This window comes from Mesorhizobium sp. M0195, from assembly GCF_040322115.1.
Classification (GTDB): Bacteria; Pseudomonadota; Alphaproteobacteria; order Rhizobiales; family Rhizobiaceae; genus Mesorhizobium.
The window spans coordinates 26,647-51,845 of sequence record NZ_JAMYSV010000005.1; the positions used below are offsets into that span (position 1 = coordinate 26,647).

Consider the following 25,199-nt stretch of genomic DNA (forward strand, 5'->3'; position numbering starts at 1 on the left):
ACACAAGAGCGCAAGAAGCGAACAAGGTGTTCACAATAGCGAGCAGACCGGGCTCATGAGAGGTGCGTTTGCATGTCGCTGTTGAGTTTATACCCGGTTGCACCCGACAGCGCCTCTCGCTACATGCGCGCCATGAAAGTCAGGGAAGCAGATATTCTCATCGTGCCGGGCTACACCAATTCCGGCCCCGATCATTGGCAGAGCCGCTGGCAGGCGAAACTATCGACAGCGCGCCGCGTCGAACAGACGGAATGGTCGAAGCCGGTGCGCGAGGATTGGACGGCCGGTGTCGCCAAGGCGGTTAACGAGGCGGAGCGGCCGGTCGTCATTGTCGCTCACTCGCTTGGCGTCGCCGCGGTCATCCAGGCATTGTCTCGGTTCGAGCGACCGGTCGCCGGCGCTTTCTTCGTGGCGCCGCCCGATGTCGCCAATCCAAAGATAAAGCCGAGGCACCTGATGACCTTCGGTCCCTATCCGCGCGATCCTCTGCCATTTCCGTCGGTGGTGATCGCCAGCCGCAACGACCCGTTCTGCGCCTTTGGCGTCGCCGAGGACATTGCCGCGGCCTGGGGCTCGCTGTTCATCGACGCCGGCGATGCCGGTCATCTCAACGCGGATTCCGGCTTCGGCCCCTGGCCCGAAGGTTCGATGACGTTCGCGAAATTCCTGACGGATCTCTAGGAAGCGATCGAATCCCTGACGCTGCTCAGCAGGGTCTTTGCCCCAAGCGAAATCAGAGAATGCTCCGAACCCATCGCCAGCAGCCGGTAACCCATCGACACCACACGACCGGCAATGGCCGGTTCCATCACATAGATCGCCGCATGCTTGCCGGCCTTGCGGGTGCGCTCGGCGATCGAGGCGACGGTCTCCATCATGCTCTCCAGCGTCGAACTGACGGTGGTCCCCTTCGACCAGGCGATCGAGAAATCCGACGGGCCGAGGAAGATGCCGTCGATACCCGGCGTGTCGAGAATGCCGTCGAGTGCAGCAAGCGCGGCGCGCGTTTCGACCATGGCGAACGCCATGGTGCGCTGGTTGCTGTCGCGCAGCCAGTCGGCATGATCGCCCTTGCCATGGCGCGGAAAGGCATAGGTGGGGCCCCAGGAGCGCTCGCCGAGCGGCGGGTATTTCATGGCGGCGGCAAACAGCCTTGCGTCCGCCACTGAATTCACCATCGGTGCAATCACAGCCTCGGCGCCGAAGTCGAGCGCGCGGCTGGCCATGTCGAAGCGGCCGACCGGGATGCGCACCAAAGCCGGCTTGTTGGCGGCCAGCACCGGCACAAGCCCGCGCAGCACGCTGTCCTCGTGATGGCCACCATGCTGCATGTCGAGCGTAACCGCGTCGAATCCTTGTCTGGCCAGTATCTCGACCGTCAAAGCATCCGGCACGCCTGACCATGCGGTGAACAGTGTCTCGTCGGCCGCAAGGCGTGACTTCAGGGACATTGGCGATTTCCTCTTTGGTTGCAACAATTCAGCCGGAAATGACCGCAAAGGCAAAGAAAAACCGCCCGGTTGGGCCGAGCGGTCGATTGGTCCAGCATTCGATCGGTATCGAGAAGGATCAGGTGTTCTTGATCTGCTCGATCGCCTGCGCCATCAATTCATCCATGGTGCGGCGGATCTGATGGTCCGACTGCTCAATGCCGGCCGCATCGAAATCCTTGCGTATCTTGCGGAAAACGTCGTGATCGCCGGCTTCCTCAATGTCGCTGACGACCACTTCCCTGGCATAAGCGTCGGCATCGGTGCCTGACTTGCCGAGCTTTTCGGCAGCCCACAGGCCGAGCGCTCTGTTGCGGCGTGCCGCGGCCTTGAACCGAAGTTCCTCGTCGAATGCGAATTTGCGCTCAAAGCCCTCTTCGCGGTCTTTCATGCTGCTCATGGCATCCCTCCGTGAAATCCGATTCGTCGTGCCAATATGTGTTGCCGGAGCACAAACCAAAAGGGCGCCGGCCGGTCAATATGCTACATTGGTTGCTGCGCTGCGGCATTTCGGTCCCCGAAAGCGGTTGATTGAAAGGATTTGCCGATTGAGCAAACAGTGCGATTGGGATAGACACCGGCATTGAACCCCACCGTCGCCATCTTATTTTAGGCAGACGGACAGGAACTGGTCGCTTGCCGCCTGCCCGCAAATCCAGAGAAAAATCAGATGAAAAATCGCCGCCGCATTTATGAAGGCAAGGCCAAGATCCTTTATGAGGGACCGGAGCCTGGCACGCTGATCCAGTTCTTCAAGGACGACGCTACCGCTTTCAACAAGAAGAAGCATGAAATCGTCGATGGCAAAGGCGTGCTCAACAACCGCATTTCCGAGCACATCTTCAATCATCTCAACCGGATGGGCATTCCGACCCACTTCATCCGCCGGCTCAACATGCGCGAGCAGCTGATCAAGGAAGTCGAGATCATTCCACTCGAAGTGGTGGTGCGCAACGTCGCCGCCGGCTCGCTGGCCAAGCGTCTCGGCATCGAGGAAGGCACCGTGCTGCCGCGCTCGATCATCGAATTCTATTACAAGGCCGATGCGCTCGACGATCCGATGGTCTCGGAAGAGCACATCACCGCCTTCGGCTGGGCGAGCCCGCAGGAGATCGACGATGTCATGGCGCTGGCCATTCGCGTCAACGACTTCCTTTCCGGACTGTTCATGGGCGTCGGCATCCAGCTCGTCGACTTCAAAATCGAATGCGGCCGCCTGTTCGAAGGCGATATGATGCGCATCGTCGTCGCCGACGAGATTTCGCCGGATTCCTGCCGGCTGTGGGATGTGGCGACGCAGGACAAGCTCGACAAGGATCGCTTCCGCCGCGACATGGGCGGGCTGGTCGAAGCCTATCAGGAAGTTGCCCGCCGCCTCGGCATCATGAACGAGAACGAACCGCCGCGTCCGGCCGGGCCGGTGCTGGTCGCATCGACCGACGGCGTCAAAGGCAAGCCGCACTGACGGCTTGCCCGCTCAACAGGTGAACAGGAGCATGTCCAGCGTGATCAAGGCCCGCATTACCGTAACCCTCAAGAACGGCGTGCTAGACCCACAAGGCAAGGCAATCGAGCATGCGCTGTCCGCAATGGGTTTCGGCGGCGTCGGCCAGGTGCGGCAAGGCAAGGTTTTCGATGTCGAGCTTGCCGAGGGCGACAGGGCCAAGGCCGAGGCCGATCTGAAAGCCATGTGCGACAAGCTTCTGGCGAATACGGTGATTGAGAATTACGCGGTGGAGATCGCCTGAGGTGAAATCAGCCGTCGTCCTGCTCCCCGGCCTCAATCGCGACCGCGACATGATCGCGGCGCTGACCAAGATTTCCGGCACGCCGCCGGTCACCGTCTGGCAGACGGACACCGAAATTCCCGATGTCGACCTGATCGCCATTCCCGGCGGCTTTTCCTTTGGCGATTATCTGCGCTGCGGCGCCATTGCCGCGCGCATGCCGGTAATGCGGGCTGTCGCCGAAAAGGCAGCCAAGGGCGTCACGGTCATCGGCGTCTGCAATGGCTTCCAGATCCTGGTCGAGGCCGGCCTGCTGCCGGGCGCTTTGATGCGCAACGCCTCGCTGAAATTCGTCTGCAGCCAGGTGAAGCTGCAGATCGCCAATGCCAACACGATGTTCACCCGCCGCTACCAGCCGGGCCAGATCATCCGCGCACCGGTAGCGCACCATGACGGCAATTATTTTGCCGACGCCGAAACTTTGGCCCGCCTCGAAGGCGAAGGCCAGGTGGTGTTCCGCTATGCCGAAGGCACCAATCCAAACGGCTCGATCAACGACATTGCCGGCATCGTCAACGGCCGCGGCAACGTGCTCGGCCTGATGCCGCATCCCGAAAACCTGATCGAAGCGGCGCATGGCGGCAGCGACGGCCGGGCGCTGTTCGAAGGCGCCTTGGGCATCGCCGCTTGATGCCTTCAATTTTCCTCCTGGAGCGACGGTCATGAAACTCTATTCGCGGCCGTTGTCGCCCTATTCGTCGATCGTGCGGGCGCTGGCCTACATCAAGAACGTGCCGCTCAAGGTCATTGCACCGCCGCCTGGGTTTCCCATCCCCGAGGCATTTCGTGCCATCTCGCCGCTGAACCGGATTCCGGTGCTGATCACCGGCTCGGGCGAAACGATCGTCGAATCGGTGGTGATTGCCGAATATCTGGAGGAGCGCTTTCCCGAGCCAGCGCTGCTGCCCAAGGATTCGAAGGACCGGGCACTGGTGCGCATGTTCGCTCGCATCACCGACCTTGACGTGCTCGCCCCCACCATGAAGCTGTTTGAGCTCTATTTCGTGCCGCAGCGCAACGAGGCCGAGATCAAGGCACAGTTCGCCCGATTGCATCACGGGCTTGCAGCAATCGAGGCCCGCATGGCGCATGGCCCGTTCGCGCTCGGCGACGACATCTCCTTCGCCGATGCGTGGCTGACGCCGACCCGCTTCGTCTTCAACAATTTTAGGGCGACGATCGGCCGCCCCGACCTGCTTGATGCCTATCCGAAATTCGTTGCCTATGAGCAAATCGCCTTGCAGCACCCGGCGCTGTCGCGCGTCTGGGGTGAGATGACGGACGGTCTGAAGATCTTTCTGTCCGAACTCGAGATGGGCGCCGCTTGACCATGCGATCGACACTAGCCCGCCTCGCCCTCGCCGCTTCCGCCGGTCTTGTACTCGCCTCCTGCCAGTCAGGCCCGAAGAGCACGCCAGCGCCGGCGGGCAAGAGCGCGTCACTGCTTGCCATGGAGCAGGTGGCAATAGCTGCCCACAAATGCTGGATCGCCAGCAAGGACCCTGCGTTCAAATCCTATCAGATGGCCAACGAACTGAATTCGTTCAGCGGCACACCGCGCTTCCTGCTGGTGCCGGCCAAACACTATGGCGGAAAGCCGTTGCTGGTCGTGCAGGCGCAAGGCAATTCGAGCCGCGTCGACGTATTCGGCCCATTGATGGCGGAACCGCTCGGCGCCCGCATCGGCTCGGACATTACCCGCTGGCAGACGGGCAATCCGGCCTGTGGCGCTGCTGCCTAGCCCAATGGGTCGCTTGCTGCAGATCACCGGTCTGGTCGTCGGCCTGGCCGGGCTCGTCCTGCAGCTCTGCATCACCGTCCCGGCATCAATGGAAGCCGGCCGCGGCTTTGTCGGCTCGCTGGTCTTCTATTTCAGCTTCTTCACCATCCTGACCAATATCGGCGCGGTGCTCGTCCATGCCTCGTTGCTGTCGTCAACGGGTTATGCCTGGTTTCCGGCTTTTGCCGCCCCACGGATGCGGGCGGGCGTAGCCGTCGCCATAACGCTGGTTCTCATCGTTTATGCAACGGTCTTGGCGCGGCTTTGGCAGCCGCGAGGGCTGTTCCTGCTCTGCGATGTGCTCTTGCACTATGTGACGCCGGTGTTGTTCGTGCTGTGGTGGCTTGTGGCGGGCGCCGACGGCTCGACGCGGTGGCGTGACATCTCCTGGTGGATGATCTATCCGATCGCGTATCTGGCCTATGTACTGGCGCGGGCGCCAATATCGGGCGAAGTGCCCTACCCGTTCCTCAACGTCGCCAAGAACGGCGCGACCAGCGTCGCCGTCTCGGCCGTGGCCATCACGGGGCTTTTTCTCGTGCTATGTATTGTGGCGGTGCTTGTGGACCGCGGCGTCGCGCGGCTCAGGACGGCGAGCGTCCGCTGAAGCGCTCGAACGCATCAGTCCCAGAACAGCCTTAGACCTTCACGATGGGCATCGCAGCGCGAGATACCGATGTCCTTGAGCTGATCGTCGGTCATCTCGAGCAGGACCAGCCGACTGCGCCGGCGCTCCAGCAGACCATCGATCCATCGGACGAATGACGTGACCACTTGCACGATCCGGCGAACATAGGATCTCCGGCCCGACGAGCGGCTTCCGGTCAATTCAACTGCCGCGTAGCGGATTGTCTCTATTGTACCCATTGTCTTTCTGCCAAGATTGCAATTGTGCCTTTCGTGCGGCCCGCTTCATATGTATTGACTCCCATTTCGGTGCAATGTAAAAAATTGTCACCATGACAACTTGGCTTCCGGACCTGACCGCCCGCACCGGCCCGCTCTATCAGCGGCTTGCCGATTCCATCGAGACGGACATCGACCGCGGCCTGATCGGTGCAGGGGCAAAGCTGCCGCCGCAGCGCGATCTGGCATACGACATCGGCACGACCGTCGGCACGGTCGGCAGGGCCTATCAATTGCTGCGCGAGCGGGGACTGGTCAGCGGCGAGGTCGGCCGCGGAACCTATGTTATCGCTCAACAGTCGGAGAGCGCAAAGCCGGATTTCCTGGGGCCGGTCGAACAAGGCACACGCTATATGGATGCGCCCGGCGACAAGCTGCGCTTCGATAGCACGGCCGCACCGGATGTCGGCCAGGGTGCCATCGTCGCCGACGTGTTGACACGCACGGCGCAAGACCATCCGCATGAGATTTCAAGCTATACTCGTGATTTCCCGGACCGCTGGTTGGAAGCGGGGAGGCGCTGGTTGTCGCGCAATTCCTATCGCCCGGCGGCGGATGCAATCGTTCCCACGCTCGGCACCCACGCCGCGGTGATGGCAACCATTGCGGGACTCACCGCCCCCGGCGACTATGTCGTCTTCGAGCACCTCACCTATTCGCAGATCTCCCGCAGTGCCGGCCTGATCGGTCGCCGGACCGCGCTGGTGGCGGCTGACGACGAGGGCATAGATCCCCAGGATTTCGAGCGCGTCTGCGCACAAAAGCATCCGAAGATGATTTTTTTGATGCCGACGGCGAAGAACCCGACGCTGACAACGCTGTCGGCATCGCGCCGCGAAGCAATCGCGCATGTCGCCCGTCAATATAACGTCGTCCTGATCGAGGACGATCTCTATGGTGGACTGACCGATGACCCAACGCCTTTAATGGCCGAATATGCTCCCGAACGGACCATCGTTGCCGGCGGCCTGTCGAAATCGGTCGCGGCGGGTGTTCGCGGCGGTTGGCTCGCTTGCCCGCCGGCCTACCGTCACCGCATCCGGGTCGCCCATAAGATGATGACGGGCGGCCTGCCCTTTCTGCTGGCGGAGGTGGGCAGCCGGCTGGTGCTGTCCGGTCAGGCCGCCGAGATGCGCAAGCGCAGCATTGCCGAGATCGGTGCGCGCATCGCGATCGTGCGCGAGACACTCGACGGCTTCGACTTCAAGGCGCTGGACAATGTGCCGTTCGTCTGGCTCACTTTGCCCGACCCGTGGCTGTCCGGCACCTTCAAACAGGCTTGCCTCGAACATGGCGTGCTCATCGACGACGAGGATGAGTTCAAGGCAGGGCGTTCCGAACAGGCCTTTCATGGCGTGCGGTTTGGCATCTCGCAGCCGCGACAGCGGGACGATATCGCGCACGGCGTCGCGGTAATCCGGCGGCTTCTGGACGAAGGCCGCGCCGGCTACGACAGCTTTTCCTGAACCGGCTTGAAACCGGCGGGTCGAGTGGCGATCTTTCGCTACTTGCGGTCAGCTGTTGCTTTCCATCGTTTTAGTCATCCAACGGGGTGTATCGGCTGCATCGCTTGCGATAAGACGGGACTCGATCCCAAGGACACAATTGCCGATCATGACCATTTCCAATTCCGTGCCGATCACTCCTGAACTCATTGCCGCGCACGGGCTGAAGCCCGACGAGTACCAGCGCATCCTCGACCTAGTCGGGCGCGAACCGAGCTTTACCGAACTTGGTATTTTTTCGGCGATGTGGAACGAGCATTGTTCCTACAAATCCTCGAAGAAGTGGCTGCGCACGCTGCCGACCACCGGGCCGCAAGTCATCCAGGGCCCGGGCGAGAATGCCGGCGTGGTCGACATCGGCGACGGCGACTGCGTCGTCTTCAAGATGGAGAGCCATAACCACCCCTCCTATATCGAGCCTTATCAGGGAGCTGCGACCGGCGTCGGCGGCATCCTGCGCGATGTCTTCACCATGGGCGCGCGGCCGATCGCGGCGATGAACGCGCTGCGCTTCGGCGCGCCGGACCATCCCAAAACCAGGCACCTCGTTGCCGGTGTCGTTTCCGGCGTCGGCGGCTATGGCAATTCCTTCGGCGTGCCGACGGTCGGCGGCGAGGTCAATTTCGACGCCCGCTACAATGGCAACATCCTGGTCAATGCCTTTGCGGCGGGACTTGCCAAGACTGATGCGATCTTCCTGTCGGAAGCCAAGGGTGTTGGCCTGCCGGTGGTCTATCTCGGCGCCACGACCGGGCGCGACGGTGTCGGCGGCGCCACCATGGCCTCGGCCGAGTTCGACGACAAGATCGACGAGAAGCGGCCCACCGTGCAGGTTGGCGATCCGTTCACCGAAAAATGCCTGCTCGAAGCCTGCCTCGAACTGATGGCGTCCGGCGCCGTTATCGCCATCCAGGACATGGGTGCCGCCGGCCTCACCTGCTCGGCGGTCGAGATGGGCGCCAAGGGCGACCTCGGCATCGAGCTCGATCTCGACAAGGTGCCGGTGCGTGAAGAGCGCATGAGCGCCTATGAGATGATGCTTTCGGAGAGCCAGGAGCGCATGCTGATGGTGCTGCGCCCCGAAAAGGAAAAACAGGCCGAGGCGATTTTCCACAAATGGGGCCTCGACTTTGCCATCGTCGGCAAGACTACCGACGATCTGCGCTTCCGCGTGCTGCACCAGGGCGACGAGGTCGCCAACCTGCCGATCAAGGATCTCGGCGATCAAGCGCCGGAATATGACCGTCCCTGGGTCGAGCCGAAGAAGCCGGCGCCGCTGGCCGGCGATGCACCGCAAGCCGACGTGGCCGAGGCACTGCTCAAGCTGCTGGGCGGACCGGACCTGTCCTCGCGCCGCTGGGTGTGGGAGCAGTACGACACGCTGATCCAGGGCAATTCGTTGCAGCTTCCCGGCGGCGACGCCGGTGTCGTGCGCGTCGACGGCCACCCGACCAAGGCGCTCGCCTTCTCCTCCGACGTGACGCCGCGCTATTGCGAAGCCGACCCTTACGAGGGCGGCAAGCAGGCGGTTGCCGAATGCTGGCGCAATCTTACCGCCACCGGTGCTCTGCCGCTCGCGGCCACCGACAACCTCAATTTCGGCAATCCGGAACGGCCGGAGATCATGGGTCAGTTGGTCGGCGCGGTGAAAGGTATTGGCGATGCCTGCAGGGCGCTCGGCTTCCCGATCGTCTCCGGCAACGTCTCGCTCTACAATGAGACCAACGGCCAAGGCATCCTGCCGACACCGACCATTGGCGGCGTCGGATTGATTGCCGACTGGTCGAAGATGGTACGGATCGGTTTTGCCGCCGAAGGCCAGATGATCGTGCTGGTCGGCGCGCCGAGCATGTGGGGAACGCATCTTGGCCAGTCGGTCTATATGCGCGACATTCATGGCCGCGCCGACGGCCCGCCGCCGCCGGTCGATCTCGGCCACGAGAAGCGGGTCGGCGACCATGTGCGGGCACTGATCGCCTCCGGTGTCGTTACCGCGGCGCATGACGTTTCCGATGGCGGCATCGCGGTGGCGCTGGCCGAGATGGCGATGGCCTCCGGCATCGGCGCGACCATCCCCGGCCTGATCGGCACAGATCCAATCCCGGTCTGGTTCGGCGAGGACCAGGGCCGCTATCTCTTGACGCTGTCGATCGACCCGCAGAGCGAGCAATGGGACGCCATTCGCGAACAGCAAAACAAGCTCGGCGTTTTTGCGCCGTGGATCGGCTCGACCGGCGGCAGCGAACTGAAGCTGGGCGAGGCGCGTGCGATACCGGTCAGCGAATTGACTGCCGCCCACGAATCCTGGTTCCCTCGCTTCATGGCAAATGAGGTCGTGGACCCGTGATGTGATCGAGTGGGCCCCTTTCCCTGTGGTTCATCCGCCATTTCGACCATATCTATGAGATCACGACCTGAACAAGGAATCCTCACATGGCAATGGACGCCCACGACATCGAACGGCTGATCAAGGAAGGCATTCCGGACGCCAAGGTGACGATTCGCGACCTGGCCGGCGACGGCGACCATTATGCGGCTGAGGTTGTGGCCGAAAGCTTTCGCGGGAAAAGCCGCGTCCAGCAGCACCAGATGGTCTATGACGCGCTGAAGGGCAACATGGGCGGCGTGCTGCACGCGCTTGCCCTGCAGACCAGCGTGCCGGACTGAGCTCTCTTGCAGTTACCGGCTCGCAAGCTTCTTACCGGTCACGGCGATGATCGGCCCGGCTGGATAGTTTCCACCCACAATCATCCGCTCGCCGTTCGACAGCGCCGAAACGGCCCCGTCGAAGAAAAGCGCGCTGGGACAATCGAGCGCGTCTCGAAACAGTCGGGCGAAGCTGCCGAGGCTGACCTCAGAGCGCGAGATCGCCAGCACGACAGTGTTTTCGTCACGCACGCCGACGCCATTGCGGATATAGCGCGATGTGCCGTTTTGCTCGAAGCGGGGATGAAGCCGGCCGTCGATCACCAGCATCGGGCCGGATTGCGTGGCAAACATCACGTCCAGTCTGGTCGCAACATAGGCGCTTGTCTCGATGACCGCCGCCTTGCCATCCTTCCGGACCAGGAAGACGCCGTTCGGTTTCAGGAAGAAATTGCCTTCGCTGTCGGCGAGGTTGATCGGCGCCTTCTCCCGGCCGTCCTCGACGAGAAGGCCGACCGGAGTCAGGTCTTGGTGATACATGCCGGCGTTCATGGCGAGCAGCACCGGCCGGCCCTGATCCGCCATCGCCTTGTCGAATTTGTCCAGTGAACCGAAAGCCTTGCCGTCAATGCCTGCGTGGAACACACCGATGTCATAGCGGCGCAGATCGATTTCGCAGACGACATAGGCGACCGCCTCGAAGCTCGCGTCGCGGCACGGCGCCGGTAATCCACCGCCGACGACGAGAGGTGGCTGCCTCGGCGACTTGGCCCACCAGATCAAGGACAGTGCGGCGAACAGAACGGCGAGGACGACCCCGGCGAGATACCGTCTTTTCATCACGCCTCGGGACAAATGGTGGCCAACGGCTTGGCCCAAGATCAGACCTTCCTTTGCGCCATTTGCATGGCAAGGCGGCAAACATCTTGTTTCGCGCAACCCATGGGTTTATTTGAAGGGTAATGTTCGAGCCTGACTCCCACAGGCATGAAAGGGTATTCCATGAGCGGCATCAACGATTACATTGACAATGAGGTGAAGGGCAACGACGTCGTTCTCTTCATGAAGGGCACCCCCGGCTTTCCGCAATGCGGATTTTCCGGCCAGGTCGTGCAGATCCTCGACTATATCGGCGCCGACTATAAGGGCGTCGACGTGCTGACGTCGGCCGAACTGCGGCAAGGCATCAAGGACTACTCCAACTGGCCAACCATCCCGCAGCTCTACGTCAAGGGCGAGTTCGTCGGCGGCTGCGACATCATCCGCGAGATGTTCCAGGCGGGCGAATTGCAGACCTTCCTCGTCGAAAAAGGCGTCAGCGTCAAAGGCGCCGCCTGACTTCTGTTTCTGCGTATGACCTTCCGACTGCGATTTTCGGGGGTCAAGCGATAAGCGCCGGGGCAGCCCCCACCTTGGCAAAAAGTTCTGCCCGACATCGGGGCAATCAACGAATGGATGCGTCGGCCAGCCGGCGCATTTTCGTTGAGGATCGGACTGGCCGTGGATCAGCAAGCACAAGCGCAGCAAAAGGCAAGCACCTTGCCCATTCCGCGCTGGGAATTCATTGCGCTGTGCGCGGCGCTGATGGCGCTCAATTCGCTGGCCATCGACATTATTTTGCCGGCGCTGCAGCAGATCGGCGCTTCGCTTGGCGTCGAAAATGAAAACCACCGGCAATATGTGGTCACCGCCTATATCCTTGGCTTTGGGGGCGGACAGCTGTTCTTCGGGCCGATCTCGGACCGTTTCGGGCGCCGCGCGCCTCTTGTCGCAGGGCTGGTGATCTACGTCGTCGCGGCCGGCGCTGCGGCAATCGCCCCGTCATTCGCCACGCTTCTGCTATGCCGGGCCGTGCAAGGCATCGGCGCGGCGGCGACGCGCGTCATTGCCGTCTCGATCGTGCGCGATACGTTCGACGGAAGGCGCATGGCCGAAGTCATGTCCTTGATCTTCATGGTGTTCATGGCCATTCCGGTGGTCGCGCCCGGTATCGGCCAGTTCATCATGCTGTTTGCGACCTGGCATGTGATCTTCGTCACCATGGCAGCCGGCGCGCTGATCGTGTCCGCCTGGTCGCTGCTGCGCCTGCCCGAGACATTACATCCCGAATATCGCCGGCCGCTGACGCTGTCCTCCATCATCGGCGGCTTCCGCATCGTTCTCACCAACCGCATCGCGCTCTGCTACGCCTTCGCCAGCACCTTCATCTTCGGCGCCATGTTCGGCTTCATCGCCTCGGCCCAGCAGATCTATGTCAGCGTGTTCAATGTCGGTGAGATGTTCCCGGTCATCTTCGCGGGGGTTGCCGGCGTGCTTGCGTTTTCGAACTACCTCAATTCGCGCCTCGTCGGCCGTATCGGCATGCGCCGCCTGTCGCAAAGCGCGCTGCTGCTGTTTCTGGCAATCAGCCTTGCCTGGCTGGTCGTTTCCATCGAAATGAAGATGCCGCTATGGCTCTTCATTGCCTTCTTTGCCTGCGCCATGGTCCCGTTCGGCGCGCTCGGCGCGAACTTCAACGCGCTCGCTATGGAGCCGCTGGGGCACCTGGCCGGCACTGCGTCGTCGATCCTTGGGTTCATGCAGACATTTCTTGGCGGCATTCTCGGCACGCTAATCGGCCAAGCCTTCAACGGCACGGTGACGCCGCTGGCCGCCGGGTTCTGCAGCGTGTCGGTGGCGGCGCTGCTGATGATCCTGCTGGCCGAGCGCGGCAGACTATTCCAGCCGCATAACCCGCCGGTTTAATACACATTGCGCGTGCGCCTATGATGCACCCTCACTGACCGCGGTGAAGCGAGGGAACAGCGTACGTCCTGCGATTGCTCCACCCATACTGTCGGAAACGGGCAGTGGAAGAGCCTTGTCGAGCGCCTCGAGGACGGAAGCCACAAAGGCCCGGTTGAGCGGACCATCGTCCCCTAGATGGGAGAAAGTGGCGCGCGGCTTGCCAATAAGCGTGCCGTTTCGGCGAATTGAGAACTGCAGCGTCAGGGTCATGCCCGCGGTTCCGGGCGGCGGCTTCCAACAGGCGAAGATTGCGGAGAACATCTCGTCTATGGTGTCGACGGAGTCGGGACTGCGACATGCGCGTTCCCCAGCTCTTGCTTCATTGACACCGGCAACCAAGGCAAGGGCAAAGGCCGTTGCAACAATTGCGGACCGAGGTTTCATTCGAGATCTCCGGTTTCGCACAAGATTGGACACCTTTGGCAGCGAAGAGCTATTCCGCCCAGAGCTCGCGGCGCAGCTCCCGCCAGCTCTCACGGTCCGGCGCGACCAGCAAGCCACCCCCGACATGCGACGGCAGATAGGCGCTGCCGTCGAAGCGCGCGGCATGGCCGCCGGCCTCCGCATGGATCAGCACGCCGGCCAAGTGGTCCCAAGGCATCAGCTTGTTGTAGACGACGAAATGGCCGTGGCCGCTGGCCAGCAGGCGGTATTCGTGGGCGGCGCAGCGATAATTGAACTGCGATAGCGACTTAGTCTGGTTGCGCGCCAAACGTGAGCGGTCCGGCTCGGGCACATAGTGCCATGAGACCGCACCGGTCATTTCCGACATCGGCGCCGGTTTGGCGACATGGACCTTTTCCAGATTGCCATGGGCATGGCGGATATGGCTGCCGGCGCCACTAACGCCGATCAGCCAATCCTTGCCGACGGGGTCGTGAATGATGCCGGCGACCGTCTTGCCCTTGACCACGACGCCAAGCATGACGCCGAACAGCGGCACGCCGGAGGCGAAGTTGAAAGTGCCGTCGACCGGGTCGATGACGAAGGCGAGTTCGGCATCGCCGAGACCGTCGAGCAGCGTCGGGTCGTCGGAGCAGGCCTCCTCGCCGACGATCATTGCGTGGGGATAACGCTGGCGCAGGCTGGCGGTGATGAGCCGTTCGGCATTGACGTCGGCCTCGGTGACGAGATCGGCGGCCGAGGTCTTGCGACGGACGTCGCCCTCGCTCAAACGGCGAAAGCGCGGCATGATCTCGGCGACGGCGGCTTCCGACAGAAGGTCGGCAAGCCAGTCGATCGCGCTATCTTCAAATGTCATCGGGACGCCTAGTGGTGAGGGTTTCGTTGAGGGCGGCGAAATCGAACAGTTTCCTGTCGAGCAGATGCGAACGCCGCACATTGGTCATGGCGCGGATCATCGTGTCCTTGCGGCCGGGCATGCGCTTCTCGATGTCGTCGAGCATCGCCTTCATGGCGTTGCGCTGCAGACCTTCCTGGCTACCGCACAGATCGCACGGAATGATCGGGAATTTCATGGCGCCGGCGAATTTCTCGAGATCGGCTTCCGCACAATAGGCGAGCGGCCGCAGCACCATGACATCGCCTTCGTCATTGAGCAGCTTCGGCGGCATGGCGGCCAGGCGCCCGCCATGGAACAGGTTCATGAAGAAGGTTTCCAGTATGTCCTCGCGGTGGTGGCCGAGCACCAGCGCCGAGCAGCCCTCCTCGCGGGCAATGCGATAGAGATGGCCGCGCCGCAGCCGCGAGCACAGCGAGCAATAAGTGCTGCCCTCGGCCAGCTTGTCGGTGACCACCGAATAGGTGTCCTGATATTCGATGCGATGCGGAATGGCATAGCTGTCGAGATAATCGGGCAATATGTGCTTGGGAAAGTTCGGCTGGCCCTGGTCGAGATTGCAGGCCAACAGCTCGACCGGCAGCAGCCCGCGCCATTTGAGATCAAGCAGCACGGCAAGCAAGCCGTAGGAATCCTTGCCGCCCGACAGAGCGATCAGCCAACGGTCGCCGGGTCTCACCATGGCGAAATCGTCGATCGCCTGGCGGGCAAGCCGCAACAGCCGCTTGCGCAGCTTGTTGAACTCGACGGAGGACGGCACATCGGCAAACAGCGGATGAAAGCCGCCTTCGGCCTCGGCGATCGGGTCAAGCGTTTTGGCGTCTGGCTGCATGTTCACGGCGCGTCGGCCCTAAAGTCCTGTTGCCGCCCGCAGTAGCGCATCGGATCGAAAATCGAAATCGATTTCCGACTCACGTCCCTGAAAAGGACGAAGAAAGAAAAGGCCGCCTGGAGGGGCGGCCTTCGGTTTTGTCGTGACGAACGCGCCGATCAGCGCGAATAGAATTCGACGACCAGATTCGGTTCCATCTGCACGGCAAACGGAACGTCCGCCAAGCCGGGGATGCGCGTGAAAGTCGCGGTCATCTTGTTGTGGTCGGCCTCGATGTAATCGGGCACGTCGCGCTCGGCCAGGCCCACCGATTCCAGCACGATGACCAGCTGCTTCGACTTCTCGCGCACTTCGATGACATCGCCCGGCTTGCAACGGTACGAGCCGATGTTGACGCGCTTGCCATTGACGTTGATGTGGCCGTGATTGACGAACTGGCGCGCCGCAAAGATGGTCGGCACGAATTTGGAGCGGTAGACGACGGCGTCGAGGCGCGATTCGAGCAAGCCGATCAGGTTCTCCGAGGTGTCGCCCTTGCGGCGGTCCGCCTCTTCATAGACCTTGCGGAACTGCTTCTCCGAAACGTCGCCATAGTGGCCCTTCAGCTTCTGCTTGGCGCGCAGCTGCAGGCCGAAATCGGAAAGCTTGCCCTTGCGGCGCTGGCCATGCTGGCCGGGGCCGTATTCACGCTTGTTGACCGGGGACTTCGGGCGGCCCCAGATGTTTTCGCCAAGACGGCGGTCGATCTTGTACTTCGCGGATTCGCGCTTGCTCATCGCATTCCCTTTCAAAACAACACACCCGGAACCTTATGGTCCGGGTGAAGGAAACGCGCCCTCCTCTGGCCTCCGTTTTCGAGACCTGACAGGGTTTTCCACGCAACGCGACGGAAAACCCACGGGACACGTCATTTCAAACAAGACATAGGGAAAGTAAAACCGGCTGCCCAAACGTCTTGCACACATAAAGAAAACCACCGGGCATTGCGGCCCGGTGTTGGTGGGCTGGTTAAACGGAGATTTAACCGCTGTCAAGCTTCTGGCTGGCGCGAGTCGCCGAACCGGATAGTGTTACGGTTGTAGAACGTGCCGGATGTGGCGGGAGGTTGCGCCAGCGGCATCAGGAAGGGACTGAAGTCAGAGGAGCAGGAATTCGCATGAAGAAGTTCTTCCTTACGTTGGTAGGAGCCGCGGTGATGGCCGGCACGATGGCGGTCGCGCCCGAGCCAGCGCAGGCCCGGCATTGGCATGGGCACAGGCATCACCAGGTCTGCCGCATCGTGGTCAAGAAAAAGGTGGTGTGGCGTCACGGTCATCGCAAGGTCATCCGCTACAAAGTGCGGCGCTGCGGGTGGGGCTGGAACTGGTAATTTTCGCCCTCGCCCGTTGAGACTTCATGGCCCGCGGCTCAGCCGCGGGCCTTTTATTGACCGGCATCCGCCGCCAGAATGGTCAGTCGATCAGTGTTTCGACTTCTTTTCCGGCAGGCCTTTGCGCTTGGTCTCGGCGAATTCCTCGAGCTGTTTTTCGCTCATGGATTTATACATTCCCTTCGACGCACCTTTGAGCGCGCCCTTCTTGGTCTCGCCGCGCTTGGCTGACAATGCCGCGCCGGCCGCTTTCTGCTGGGCTTTTGAGGTGGCTGGCATGATGGTTTCTCCCGTTTCCGATGAGAGGAAAACGCGTTGTCTGGTGTGATGTTCCCAAAGCGAAAATTGCTTGCGGTCAGGATATCGCCAGGCCAAATCCCTGCATCAGCCGGCGCGTCGGAAAATCGGCGCTGTTCGAGGTGAAGAACGCAAGGTCGGCCCCTTCCGGCAGTGCCTCTCTGCGATAAGCGGCCTCGGTATCGGCAAGCAGCGACAGCGCGCGGCGTGCGATCGCCTCGGCCGGGTCGAGCCAGTCGACCGGCCAAGGTGCTGTCTTGCGCATGCGGTTGGCCAAAAAAGGATAATGGGTGCAGGCAAGCACGACGATGTCGGTGCGCAGCCCGTCATGCTCAACGAAGCACGGCGCGATCTCGGCGCGCACGGCGTCCTCGTCGACAAAACCATCGCGCATATAGGCTTCGGCCAATCCAGCCAGCCTGTCGCTGCCGACCAGGCGGACGTGGCATTTCTGCGCCCACTTGCTGATCAGGTCGCGCGTGTACTGGCGCTTGACGGTGCCGGGCGTCGCCAGCACCGAAACCAGGCCTGAGCGCGTGCGTTCCGCCGCCGGCTTGATGGCCGGCACGGTGCCGACGAAAGGGTGGCCGGGAAACCGCTCGCGCAACGCATCGATGACCAGTGTCGAGGCGGTGTTGCAGGCGATGACCGAAATGGCCGGCGAAAACCGTTCGAGCAGCCTAGCGAACAACTCCAGAATATGTGTTCTCAGCGCCGTTTCCTCCCAGGCGCCGAAGGGGAACGCCGCGTCGTCGGCGACATAGATGAAGCGGCGGTCAGGCATCAGGACGCGCGCCTCACGCAGCACGGTGAGGCCGCCAATGCCCGAATCGAACATCAGGATCGGACGGGCGCTCGACGGATCGGTCATGGTCATTGAGTCACTAAGGGCTGGGAAACACTAAGGGCTGGGGAATTACAAACGAGATCACGAGAGAAGGCCGGCCCATGCATTTTGCTTCGGCCAATGATGCTTTGTCCCGGCCGCTTCTATGTGGAACCATCATGGCCTTGATGCGGCGAGACGGGTCACACAAGGCCCCGCTTGCCGAAGCCGCCGGCCCGCGGCCGGCCGGCTGCCGGAGATGCAGGTTGAGATGCAGCATGGTTCGACGGCACCGGTGCGGCGCGCATGGCGTAGGGCGGAGCCTGGGCCGTCACGCCGGCGGCTGACGCTGAATGAAGCGCCGCGGTGCCGCGCAGCGGCCCGGGCGGGTCGAAATCGTCGAAACTCAGGGATGACGCCATATCGGAAGAGCGACCGCCCGCCGGCCTGGCCGCCAAGATGACGGCCCACAGCCCGACAAGAGCTAATCCCAGCAGGTTAAGACCGGAATGCGAATCTTCGCCGTCGAATTTTACGACAAGAACAGTGCCGGCCTGCAGAATCGCAAGCAGGGTCGAGAACACGATATACGACCAAAGGATCCAACCCGACCCTTGCGCGTCGCGGCTTCGACGCCAGGCGAAATTCGCGCGGAACAGAACGATCACCAGCGAGGCGACGAGAACGGCCGCGGCCAGCCCTTCCCTGGAAGGACCTGGTTTCGAATTGGCCAAGCCCTCGATGCCGATGGTCAGCACGACACACAGCACAAAGGTCACGATTTCCGCAACCAGCAGAGCCACGGAATAGAAGAAAAAGCGAAGACGACCGATATTTGAGCTAAACATCCGAGATCCATCGTTTCGAAAACCATGGATCAAACCAAATAAAATTCGGTTACTGGTAAGACAGCTGCATTTGCGCGCCTAGTCTTTGTCTTTCGCCCTCGCAGCGCGTGCCGCGGCCGCCGGGAGCCGCCTTGGATCGTCGCCGGGCGATCCGTCGCCGCGCGGCATGGCCGGCGAGAACCTGTCTAGCGATGATATTATTCCGCGCAGCACCTTGAGCTCCGGCTCGGCGAAGCCGGGGCGGGTCAGCACAGCGCGCAAATTGTCGACCATCTTCGGCTTCTTCGCTGCCGGGCGGAAATAGCCGCGCGCCTCCAGTGCACCTTCCAGATACGCAAACAGGCCGTGCAATTCTTCCTTGGCAGCCGGCGGCATTTCAGGGCCGGAAAAGTTGGTCATGGTCTCGTGTTCCAGGCCGGACTTCATCCATTCATAGGACATCAGCAGAGCCGCCTGGGCGATGTTGAGCGAGGAGAAGGCTGGATCGACGGGGAAGGTGACGATCTCGTCGGCAAGGCCGACCTCGTCATTATAGAGGCCGAAGCGCTCGCGGCCGAACAGGATGCCGGTGCGCTGGCCGGCCCGCTGCCGCGCCCGCAGCGCCCTGCCCGCCTCGACCGGACCGCGCACCGGCTTGAAATTGTCGCGCGCGCGCGCCGTGGTGGCGAAGACGAAGTTCAAATCGCCGACCGCTGAGGCCAGGTCGTCGAACACCGTGACGGCATCGATGACGTGGTCGGCGCGGCTTGCGGCGGCACGCGCCTTGTCGCTCGGCCAGCCGTCGCGCGGATTGACGAGCCGCAGCTCGGCAAGGCCGAAATTGGCCATGGCGCGCGCAACCATGCCGATATTCTCGCCGAGCTGCGGCTCGACCAGGATGATCGCCGGTCCGGACGCAGGCGTTCCGGAGGCAAGAGGGGTGTCGGGATCGTGGGTAGCGGCCATGGTTGTCAGTGAACTGCTGTTTGCGACATTTCGCAGTCCCCTGCCACATTTGGCGGCGAAAATGAAGCTTTCGCAAGGAATGCCGGCACTACGGCGCGGTTCGCCGTTTGCGCGGCCAAAAAGCCTTTGATATACGGGCCGCATCCAGGGCCGGCAGCCGTGCGGGCAAGGCCGTTCCGTTCCCCAAAAGCGAGGCATTCTTTCATGGCGAAGATCAAGGTGGCGAACCCGGTCGTCGAACTCGACGGCGACGAGATGACCCGCATCATCTGGCAGTTCATCAAGGACAAGCTGATCCACCCTTATCTGGACCTCAAGCTCGAATATTACGACCTCGGCATCGAGCACCGCGACGCCACCAACGACCAGGTGACCATCGATTCAGCCAACGCCATCAAGAAATACGGCGTCGGCGTGAAATGCGCGACGATCACGCCCGACGAGCAGCGCGTCGAGGAATTCAAGCTGAAGAAGATGTGGAAGTCGCCGAACGGCACCATCCGCAACATCCTCGGCGGCACCATCTTCCGCGAGCCGATCATCATGAAGAACGTGCCGCGGCTGGTGCCCGGCTGGACCAAGCCGATCATCGTCGGCCGCCACGCCTTCGGCGACCAGTACCGCGCCACCGACTTCCGCTTTCCCGGCAAGGGCAAGCTGACGATCAAATTCGTCGGCGAGGACGGCCAGGTGATCGAGCACGATGTGTTCGACGCACCCAGCGCCGGCGTCGCCATGGCCATGTACAATCTCGACGAATCTATCCGTGAATTCGCCCGCGCCTCGCTGAACTATGGCCTGCTGCGTAATTACCCCGTCTACCTCTCGACCAAGAACACAATCCTCAAGGCCTATGACGGCCGCTTCAAGGACATCTTCCAGGAGGTCTATGAGGCGGAATTCGAAGCCGAATTCAAGGCGAAGAAGCTCTGGTACGAGCACCGGCTGATCGACGACATGGTGGCCTCCAGCCTGAAATGGTCGGGCGGTTATGTCTGGGCCTGCAAGAATTATGACGGCGACGTTCAGTCCGACACGGTGGCGCAAGGCTTCGGCTCGCTCGGCCTGATGACCTCGGTGCTGATGACGCCGGACGGCAAGACCGTCGAGGCGGAAGCCGCGCACGGCACCGTTACCCGCCACTATCGCCAGCATCAGAAGGGCGAGGAAACGTCGACCAATTCGATCGCCTCCATCTTTGCCTGGACGCGCGGCCTCGCGCACCGCGCCAAGCTCGACGACAATGCCGAACTGAAGCGCTTTGCCGAGACCCTGGAAAAGGTCTGCGTCCAGACGGTCGAGTCCGGCTTCATGACAAAGGATCTGTCGCTGCTGATCGGCCCCGACCAGCCATGGCTTTCGACCACCGGCTTCCTCGACAAGATCGACGAGAATTTGCAGAAGGCGATGGCCTGAGCCCGCGACATGGGCAAGCCCGTCGTCTACGGCGCGGACTACAGCGTCTATGTGCGCATCGTGCGGCTGGTGCTCGAGGAAAAGGGTGTCGGCTACGAGCTGGTGCCTGTCGACGTCTTTGCCGCGGACGGCATTCCCGGCTGGTACTTCGAGCACCAGCCGTTCGGCCGCATCCCGGCCTTCGAGCATGACGGCTTTCGCCTCTACGAGACCGGCGCGATTGCCCGTTATGTCGACGAAACCTTTGACGGCCCGGCGCTGCAGCCGGTCGAAGCCCGGCCTCGAGCACGCATGAACCAGATCACCGGCATGCTCGATGCCTACTCCTACAGGGCCATGGTCTGGGATGTCGCGGTCGAGCGGCTGGAGAAAACGCCGCCCGACGAAGCTGTGATCGGCAACGGGTTGCGGCAGGCGAGAACGGCATTGCAGGCGCTGTCTTCGCTGAAGGCCGAAGGGCCTTGGCTGTTGGGGACGGACCTGACGCTGGCCGACCTGCACGCCGCGCCAATCATCAGCTATTTCGTCAAGGTCGCCGAGGGGCGAAAACTGCTGGCCGAGTCTGCCGATATCCAGGACTGGTATGCGCGCATCACCGGACGCGAGAGTTTTGCGAAGACCGAAAAGGCTGAATGACCCTCTGCGAGGCACGCAACGTGGCAGGACTTGGGTTCCTCGCCCCGCTTGCGGGGAGAGGTGGCTCGGCGAAGCCGAGACGGAGAGGGGAAATCGACACACCGTCCTCGAACGTCTTTTTCACACGTCCGACACAGACTTTCTTTTCGTCTGGTTGCCGCAGGCCCCCTCTCCGGCCGCTTCGCGGCCACCTCTCCCCACTTCGTACCCACTTCGTGGGGGCGAGGAACCCGAGCCAGGCCGCTCAATCGGGAAGGTAGATTTCCGCCTTCATGAAGGTCTTCGCACGGCCTGTGATCAGCACGCGATCTCCGGCCAGCTCGCATAGCAAATGCCCGCCGCGCTGCGAGCATTGGAATGCCGACACATGCGTCTTGCCGAGCTTTTCAGCCCAGTACGGCACCAATGTCGCATGAATGGAGCCAGTCACCGGGTCCTCGGGAATGCCAGCTCCGGGTACGAAATAACGCGAGACGAAATCATGGGCTCGCCCAGGCGCGGTAATGACCAGGCCGAGAGGATGAAAACGTCCGATCCTGAGCAGATCGGGAACGAAAGATCGCACGGTTGTCTCGTCGGCAAGCTCGACAAACAGGTTCTCGAAATTGCGGAAGCTCGCAGCCGGCCGCTGAAGCAATATCGCTTGCAGCGCCGAGTTCAGCTCGTCCTCGACGGGCTGCGGCGGAAAACACGGCAGATCGAGCTGATAGGCGCCTTCCCGCCGGGAAACCCGCAGCTCGCCCACCCGGGTGGCGAAGGCCATTTCGCCCAGACCATTGTATTCCGTAGTCAGCACATGGGCGGCCGCAAGTGTAGCATGGCCACAGAAGTCGACTTCATGAACCGGTGTGAACCAGCGCAAATCCCAACCCTCGCCACTCGGCCGCGCAAACGCGGTTTCAGCAAGATTGTTCTCGTTTGCGATGGCCTGCATCACGTCGTCCGATAGCCAGTCCTCCAAAATGAGAACGGCAGCAGGGTTGCCCTGGAAAGCCCGTTCGGCAAAAGCGTCGACTTGATACATAGTCAACGTTGCCACATCATCCCCGCTGCCACTTCGGCCTGGCCTTACTGGTGCAGATTCACGCAGCTTCCAGCGCCGCCTTCACCGCAGCGATCGCGTCTTCGGCCTTCGAGGCGTCCGGGCCGCCGGCCTGGGCCATATCCGGTCGCCCCCCGCCGCCCTGCCCGCCCAATGCCGCGGACGCGACGCGCACCAGATCGATGGCGCTGAAGCGGCCGGTCAGATCATCGGTAACGGCGACGACGACGCTCGCCTTGTTGTCCTCGCCGGCGCCGACAAAGACGACGACGCCGGAGCCGAGGGACTTCTTGCCGGCATCGGCCAACGGCTTAAGATCCTTTGGCGAGACGCCCGATACCGCCTTGCCGAGAAAACCGACACCGGCAATGGTTTCGTTCTCCGCAGGCACACCAGCTGGCGAGCGATCGCCCAGCGCCAGCTTCTTGCGCGCCTCTGTCAGCTCCTTTTCGAGCTTCTTGCGCTCGTCGAGCAGCGCCTCGACGCGGGCCGGCACATCGGCCGCCGAAATCCTCAGCGCGGCGGCGGCCGCCTTCAGCCGCTTGTCCTGTTCGTCGAGATGCTTTCTGGCGGCCTCGCCGGTCAACGCCTCGATGCGGCGCACGCCGGCAGCGACCGCGCTGTCGGACACGATGCGCACCAGGCCGATATCGCCGGTCGCCCTGACATGCGTGCCGCCGCATAGCTCGACCGAATAAGGCCGGTTGGCCTTGGCGCCATGCAAGCCCGTGCCCATCGAAACGACGCGCACTTCATCGCCATACTTCTCGCCAAACAGCGCCATGGCGCCCTCGGCGATGGCGTCGTCGACAGACATCAGTCGCGTGATCACCGGGCCGTTCTGAACGACGATCTCGTTTGCCATGCGCTCGACCTCTTCGAGCTCGTCCGGCGAGATCGGCTTGTTGTGCGAAATGTCGAAGCGCAGACGCTCGGGCGCGACCAGCGAGCCCTTCTGCGCCACATGGGTACCCAGCACCTCGCGCAGCGCCTCATGGATCAGATGTGTGGCGGAATGGTTCGCGCGCAGCCTGGAGCGCCGCGCGTGGTCCACCTTCAGCTCGACGGTCGCGCCCGTCTTGACAGTGCCATTGGCCACCCTGCCGAGATGGACGAAAAGCCCATCGGCCTTCTTCTGGGTATCGGATATCTCGATCGAGAACCCGTCGCCCGAAATGACGCCGGTATCGCCCATCTGGCCACCGGACTCGCCATAGAACGGCGTCTGGTTGACAACCACGGCAACGGCGTCGCCTTTGCCGGCACTGTCGACGGTCTTGCCGTCCTTGACCAGCGCCTGGATAAGGCCTTCCGCCTGCTCGGTCTCATAACCCAGGAATTCGGTGGCGCCGGTCTCCTCACGCACCGCGAACCATACCGTCTCGGTTGCGGCCTCGCCGGAACCAGCCCAGCTTTTGCGTGCCTCCGCCTTCTGCCGCTCCATTGCCTCGGTGAAGCCGGCAAGGTTGACCGAGATGTTGCGCCGGCGCAGCGCGTCCTGCGTCAGATCGAGCGGAAAGCCATAGGTGTCGTAGAGCTTGAACGCTGTCTCGCCATCCAGCATGTCGCCGGAGGCCAGCTTTTCCGTCGCCTCCGAAAGCAAGCCCAAGCCGCGCACCAGCGTCTTGCGGAAACGAGTTTCCTCAAGCTTCAGCGTCTCGGTGATCATCTGTTCGCCGCGCACCAGTTCCGGGTAGGCTTGCCCCATCTCGCGGACCAGCGCCGGCACCAGGCGCCACATCAGCGGATCGCGGGCGCCGAGCAACTGCGCGTGGCGCATGGCGCGGCGCATGATGCGACGAAGCACGTAGCCGCGTCCTTCGTTGGACGGCAGCACGCCGTCGGCGACCAGGAAGCAGGACGAACGCAAATGGTCGGCGATGACCCGGAACGATGCGACGGTGTCCGCATCCGGACCTTTGCCGAGCGCCGACGATGCAGCGTCGATCAGGTGGCGGAACAGGTCGGTTTCGAAGACGCTTTCAACCCCTTGCAGGATGGAGGCCATGCGCTCGAGGCCCATGCCCGTGTCGATCGACGGACGCGGCAGGTCGACGCGCTCTTCCTTCGTCACCTGTTCATACTGCATGAACACCAGGTTCCAGAATTCGAGGAACCGGTCGCCATCCTCCTCGGGGCTGCCGGGGGGGCCGCCCCAGATATGCTCGCCACGGTCGATGAATATCTCCGAACACGGCCCGCAAGGCCCGGTGTCACCCATTGCCCAGAAGTTGTCCGAAGTCGCGATGCGGATGATGCGATCGTCCGAAAGGCCGGCGATCTTCTTCCAGTACGAGGCCGCCTCGTCGTCGGTGTGGTAGACGGTGACCAGCAGCTTGTCCTTCTTCAGCCCGAACTCCCTGGTGATCAGGTTCCAGGCAAGCTCTATGGCGCGCTCCTTGAAATAGTCGCCGAAGGAGAAATTGCCGAGCATCTCGAAGAAGGTCAGGTGGCGCGCGGTGTAGCCGACATTGTCAAGGTCGTTGTGCTTGCCGCCGGCGCGAACACTCTTCTGGGCAGTCGTGGCGCGCGAATAGGGCCGCTTCTCCAGACCGGTGAAAACGTTCTTGAACTGCACCATGCCGGCATTGGTGAACATCAGCGTCGGGTCGTTGCGCGGCACCAGCGGGCTTGACGCGACGACCTCGTGACCTTCCTTGCGAAAATAGTCGAGAAATGCCGACCGGATCTCGTTGACGCCACTCATGAATACTGCCTTTTCGAGAGAACCGCCGGCTGCCGGCGGAAAATAGACATGGCCTTTTAGCGGTCGCACCGCAGCCTGTC

29 protein-coding genes are annotated in these 25,199 nt (G+C 62.2%); 15 read left to right on the forward strand and 14 right to left on the reverse strand.

The annotated features are described in order from the left end of the window. The first annotated feature begins 132 nt into the window (after nt 1-132). Entirely contained in the window at nt 133-681 is a 549-nt protein-coding gene (locus tag NKJ12_RS12970; RefSeq protein ID WP_352649238.1) for an RBBP9/YdeN family alpha/beta hydrolase, read from the forward strand. Here the strand turns inward: NKJ12_RS12970 and NKJ12_RS12975 are convergent. Both NKJ12_RS12975 and NKJ12_RS12980 read right to left on the reverse strand, forming a co-directional pair. Further along, nucleotides 678-1,451 carry an HpcH/HpaI aldolase family protein gene (locus tag NKJ12_RS12975; RefSeq protein ID WP_352506422.1) on the reverse strand — a complete coding sequence of 258 codons (774 nt, stop codon included), beginning with the start codon at nt 1,449-1,451 and terminating at the stop codon, nt 678-680. The genes NKJ12_RS12970 and NKJ12_RS12975 overlap by 4 nt on opposite strands. A gap of 118 nt (nt 1,452-1,569) precedes the next feature. Beyond that, nucleotides 1,570-1,890 (reverse strand): DUF1476 domain-containing protein, encoded by a 321-nt coding sequence (locus NKJ12_RS12980; RefSeq protein WP_352506423.1) that lies wholly within the window; start codon nt 1,888-1,890, stop codon nt 1,570-1,572. Nucleotides 1,891-2,160: 270 nt separating this feature from the next. On the opposite strand from NKJ12_RS12980, the gene purC reads away from it, so the two are divergent. Genes purC through NKJ12_RS13010 form a run of 6 tightly spaced genes read left to right on the forward strand, consistent with a single transcriptional unit; the run spans nt 2,161 to nt 5,664 of the window. Further along, nucleotides 2,161-2,955 carry a phosphoribosylaminoimidazolesuccinocarboxamide synthase gene (purC, locus tag NKJ12_RS12985; protein WP_023674725.1) on the forward strand — a complete coding sequence of 265 codons (795 nt, stop codon included), beginning with the start codon at nt 2,161-2,163 and terminating at the stop codon, nt 2,953-2,955. Between the two features lie 40 nt (nt 2,956-2,995). Further along, nucleotides 2,996-3,238, forward strand: coding sequence for a phosphoribosylformylglycinamidine synthase subunit PurS (purS, locus tag NKJ12_RS12990; protein WP_352477508.1), 243 nt, complete (start codon nt 2,996-2,998; stop codon nt 3,236-3,238). A gap of 1 nt (nt 3,239) precedes the next feature. After that, nucleotides 3,240-3,908, forward strand: a complete 669-nt coding sequence (gene purQ / locus NKJ12_RS12995; protein WP_352506424.1) for a phosphoribosylformylglycinamidine synthase subunit PurQ — start codon at nt 3,240-3,242, stop codon at nt 3,906-3,908. Nucleotides 3,909-3,939: 31 nt separating this feature from the next. Then, nucleotides 3,940-4,605, forward strand: coding sequence for a glutathione S-transferase family protein (locus NKJ12_RS13000; RefSeq protein WP_352703012.1), 666 nt, complete (start codon nt 3,940-3,942; stop codon nt 4,603-4,605). 2 nt (nt 4,606-4,607) lie between these two features. Then, the gene (locus NKJ12_RS13005) at nt 4,608-5,018 is read left to right on the forward strand and encodes a hypothetical protein (RefSeq protein ID WP_352506425.1); all 411 of its coding nucleotides are present in this window, start codon (nt 4,608-4,610) and stop codon (nt 5,016-5,018) included. A gap of 4 nt (nt 5,019-5,022) precedes the next feature. Continuing rightward, nucleotides 5,023-5,664, forward strand: a complete 642-nt coding sequence (locus tag NKJ12_RS13010) for a Pr6Pr family membrane protein (protein WP_352506426.1) — start codon at nt 5,023-5,025, stop codon at nt 5,662-5,664. 14 nt (nt 5,665-5,678) lie between these two features. Here the strand turns inward: NKJ12_RS13010 and NKJ12_RS13015 are convergent, their stop codons facing one another. Then, complete coding sequence (locus NKJ12_RS13015; protein WP_352506427.1) at nt 5,679-5,924, reverse strand: DUF1127 domain-containing protein; 246 nt, start codon at nt 5,922-5,924, stop codon at nt 5,679-5,681. Nucleotides 5,925-6,016: 92 nt separating this feature from the next. Between NKJ12_RS13015 and NKJ12_RS13020 the strand changes: the two genes are divergently transcribed. The 3 genes from NKJ12_RS13020 to NKJ12_RS13030 all read left to right on the forward strand — a co-directional run bounded on the left by NKJ12_RS13020 (nt 6,017) and on the right by NKJ12_RS13030 (nt 10,135). Then, complete coding sequence (locus NKJ12_RS13020; RefSeq protein WP_352506428.1) at nt 6,017-7,429, forward strand: aminotransferase-like domain-containing protein; 1,413 nt, start codon at nt 6,017-6,019, stop codon at nt 7,427-7,429. Between the two features lie 148 nt (nt 7,430-7,577). Beyond that, the gene (purL, locus tag NKJ12_RS13025; protein WP_352703014.1) at nt 7,578-9,815 is read left to right on the forward strand and encodes a phosphoribosylformylglycinamidine synthase subunit PurL; all 2,238 of its coding nucleotides are present in this window, start codon (nt 7,578-7,580) and stop codon (nt 9,813-9,815) included. Nucleotides 9,816-9,901: 86 nt separating this feature from the next. Continuing rightward, nucleotides 9,902-10,135 (forward strand): BolA/IbaG family iron-sulfur metabolism protein, encoded by a 234-nt coding sequence (locus tag NKJ12_RS13030; RefSeq protein WP_023674714.1) that lies wholly within the window; start codon nt 9,902-9,904, stop codon nt 10,133-10,135. Nucleotides 10,136-10,147: 12 nt separating this feature from the next. On the opposite strand, the gene NKJ12_RS13035 is transcribed toward NKJ12_RS13030, so the two are convergent. Continuing rightward, nucleotides 10,148-10,954, reverse strand: a complete 807-nt coding sequence (locus NKJ12_RS13035; protein WP_352477360.1) for a phosphodiester glycosidase family protein — start codon at nt 10,952-10,954, stop codon at nt 10,148-10,150. 162 nt (nt 10,955-11,116) lie between these two features. On the opposite strand from NKJ12_RS13035, the gene grxD reads away from it, so the two are divergent. Together grxD and NKJ12_RS13045 are read left to right on the forward strand one after the other, a co-directional pair. Continuing rightward, nucleotides 11,117-11,452, forward strand: coding sequence for a Grx4 family monothiol glutaredoxin (gene grxD / locus NKJ12_RS13040; protein ID WP_023674712.1), 336 nt, complete (start codon nt 11,117-11,119; stop codon nt 11,450-11,452). Nucleotides 11,453-11,659: 207 nt separating this feature from the next. After that, nucleotides 11,660-12,859: a multidrug effflux MFS transporter gene (locus NKJ12_RS13045; protein ID WP_254817732.1), complete on the forward strand. Its 1,200-nt coding sequence runs from the start codon at nt 11,660-11,662 to the stop codon at nt 12,857-12,859. An 18-nt stretch (nt 12,860-12,877) separates the two neighbouring features. Here NKJ12_RS13045 and NKJ12_RS13050 read toward each other — a convergent pair whose 3' ends face one another. The 4 genes from NKJ12_RS13050 to rpsD form a co-directional block, all read right to left on the reverse strand. Then, nucleotides 12,878-13,285, reverse strand: coding sequence for a UCP034077 family protein (locus tag NKJ12_RS13050; RefSeq protein ID WP_254817643.1), 408 nt, complete (start codon nt 13,283-13,285; stop codon nt 12,878-12,880). A 49-nt stretch (nt 13,286-13,334) separates the two neighbouring features. Then, a complete protein-coding gene (locus tag NKJ12_RS13055) occupies nt 13,335-14,162 on the reverse strand; it encodes an inositol monophosphatase family protein (RefSeq protein ID WP_352506431.1) in 828 nt (275 codons plus the stop codon). Continuing rightward, a complete protein-coding gene (gene ttcA / locus NKJ12_RS13060; RefSeq protein ID WP_352506567.1) occupies nt 14,152-15,033 on the reverse strand; it encodes a tRNA 2-thiocytidine(32) synthetase TtcA in 882 nt (293 codons plus the stop codon). Before ttcA ends, NKJ12_RS13055 begins: the two co-directional genes overlap by 11 nt. Nucleotides 15,034-15,191: 158 nt before the next feature. After that, complete coding sequence (gene rpsD, locus NKJ12_RS13065) at nt 15,192-15,809, reverse strand: 30S ribosomal protein S4 (RefSeq protein WP_352506432.1); 618 nt, start codon at nt 15,807-15,809, stop codon at nt 15,192-15,194. Nucleotides 15,810-16,189: 380 nt separating this feature from the next. Between rpsD and NKJ12_RS13070 the strand changes: the two genes are divergently transcribed. Then, nucleotides 16,190-16,402, forward strand: a complete 213-nt coding sequence (locus NKJ12_RS13070; protein ID WP_023674706.1) for a hypothetical protein — start codon at nt 16,190-16,192, stop codon at nt 16,400-16,402. Between the two features lie 90 nt (nt 16,403-16,492). On the opposite strand, the gene NKJ12_RS13075 is transcribed toward NKJ12_RS13070, so the two are convergent. The 4 genes from NKJ12_RS13075 to NKJ12_RS13090 all read right to left on the reverse strand — a co-directional run bounded on the left by NKJ12_RS13075 (nt 16,493) and on the right by NKJ12_RS13090 (nt 19,318). After that, nucleotides 16,493-16,681 (reverse strand): DUF3008 family protein, encoded by a 189-nt coding sequence (locus tag NKJ12_RS13075; RefSeq protein ID WP_023674705.1) that lies wholly within the window; start codon nt 16,679-16,681, stop codon nt 16,493-16,495. Between the two features lie 76 nt (nt 16,682-16,757). After that, on the reverse strand, nt 16,758-17,570 hold the full coding sequence (murI, locus tag NKJ12_RS13080) for a glutamate racemase (RefSeq protein ID WP_352477507.1): 813 nt from the start codon (nt 17,568-17,570) through the stop codon (nt 16,758-16,760). A 158-nt stretch (nt 17,571-17,728) separates the two neighbouring features. Beyond that, nucleotides 17,729-18,373 carry a DUF805 domain-containing protein gene (locus tag NKJ12_RS13085; RefSeq protein ID WP_352703016.1) on the reverse strand — a complete coding sequence of 215 codons (645 nt, stop codon included), beginning with the start codon at nt 18,371-18,373 and terminating at the stop codon, nt 17,729-17,731. A 78-nt stretch (nt 18,374-18,451) separates the two neighbouring features. After that, nucleotides 18,452-19,318 (reverse strand): RNA methyltransferase, encoded by an 867-nt coding sequence (locus NKJ12_RS13090; protein WP_352703018.1) that lies wholly within the window; start codon nt 19,316-19,318, stop codon nt 18,452-18,454. Between the two features lie 204 nt (nt 19,319-19,522). Between NKJ12_RS13090 and NKJ12_RS13095 the strand changes: the two genes are divergently transcribed. Both NKJ12_RS13095 and NKJ12_RS13100 read left to right on the forward strand, forming a co-directional pair. Then, nucleotides 19,523-20,734 carry an NADP-dependent isocitrate dehydrogenase gene (locus NKJ12_RS13095; RefSeq protein WP_352703021.1) on the forward strand — a complete coding sequence of 404 codons (1,212 nt, stop codon included), beginning with the start codon at nt 19,523-19,525 and terminating at the stop codon, nt 20,732-20,734. 9 nt (nt 20,735-20,743) lie between these two features. Then, nucleotides 20,744-21,370 carry a glutathione S-transferase family protein gene (locus NKJ12_RS13100; RefSeq protein WP_352703023.1) on the forward strand — a complete coding sequence of 209 codons (627 nt, stop codon included), beginning with the start codon at nt 20,744-20,746 and terminating at the stop codon, nt 21,368-21,370. Nucleotides 21,371-21,614: 244 nt separating this feature from the next. Here NKJ12_RS13100 and NKJ12_RS13105 read toward each other — a convergent pair whose 3' ends face one another. Further along, complete coding sequence (locus NKJ12_RS13105; protein WP_352703025.1) at nt 21,615-22,394, reverse strand: PhzF family phenazine biosynthesis protein; 780 nt, start codon at nt 22,392-22,394, stop codon at nt 21,615-21,617. A 58-nt stretch (nt 22,395-22,452) separates the two neighbouring features. Beyond that, on the reverse strand, nt 22,453-25,119 hold the full coding sequence (gene alaS, locus NKJ12_RS13110) for an alanine--tRNA ligase (RefSeq protein ID WP_352703027.1): 2,667 nt from the start codon (nt 25,117-25,119) through the stop codon (nt 22,453-22,455). Between the last annotated feature and the right edge of the window lie 80 nt (nt 25,120-25,199).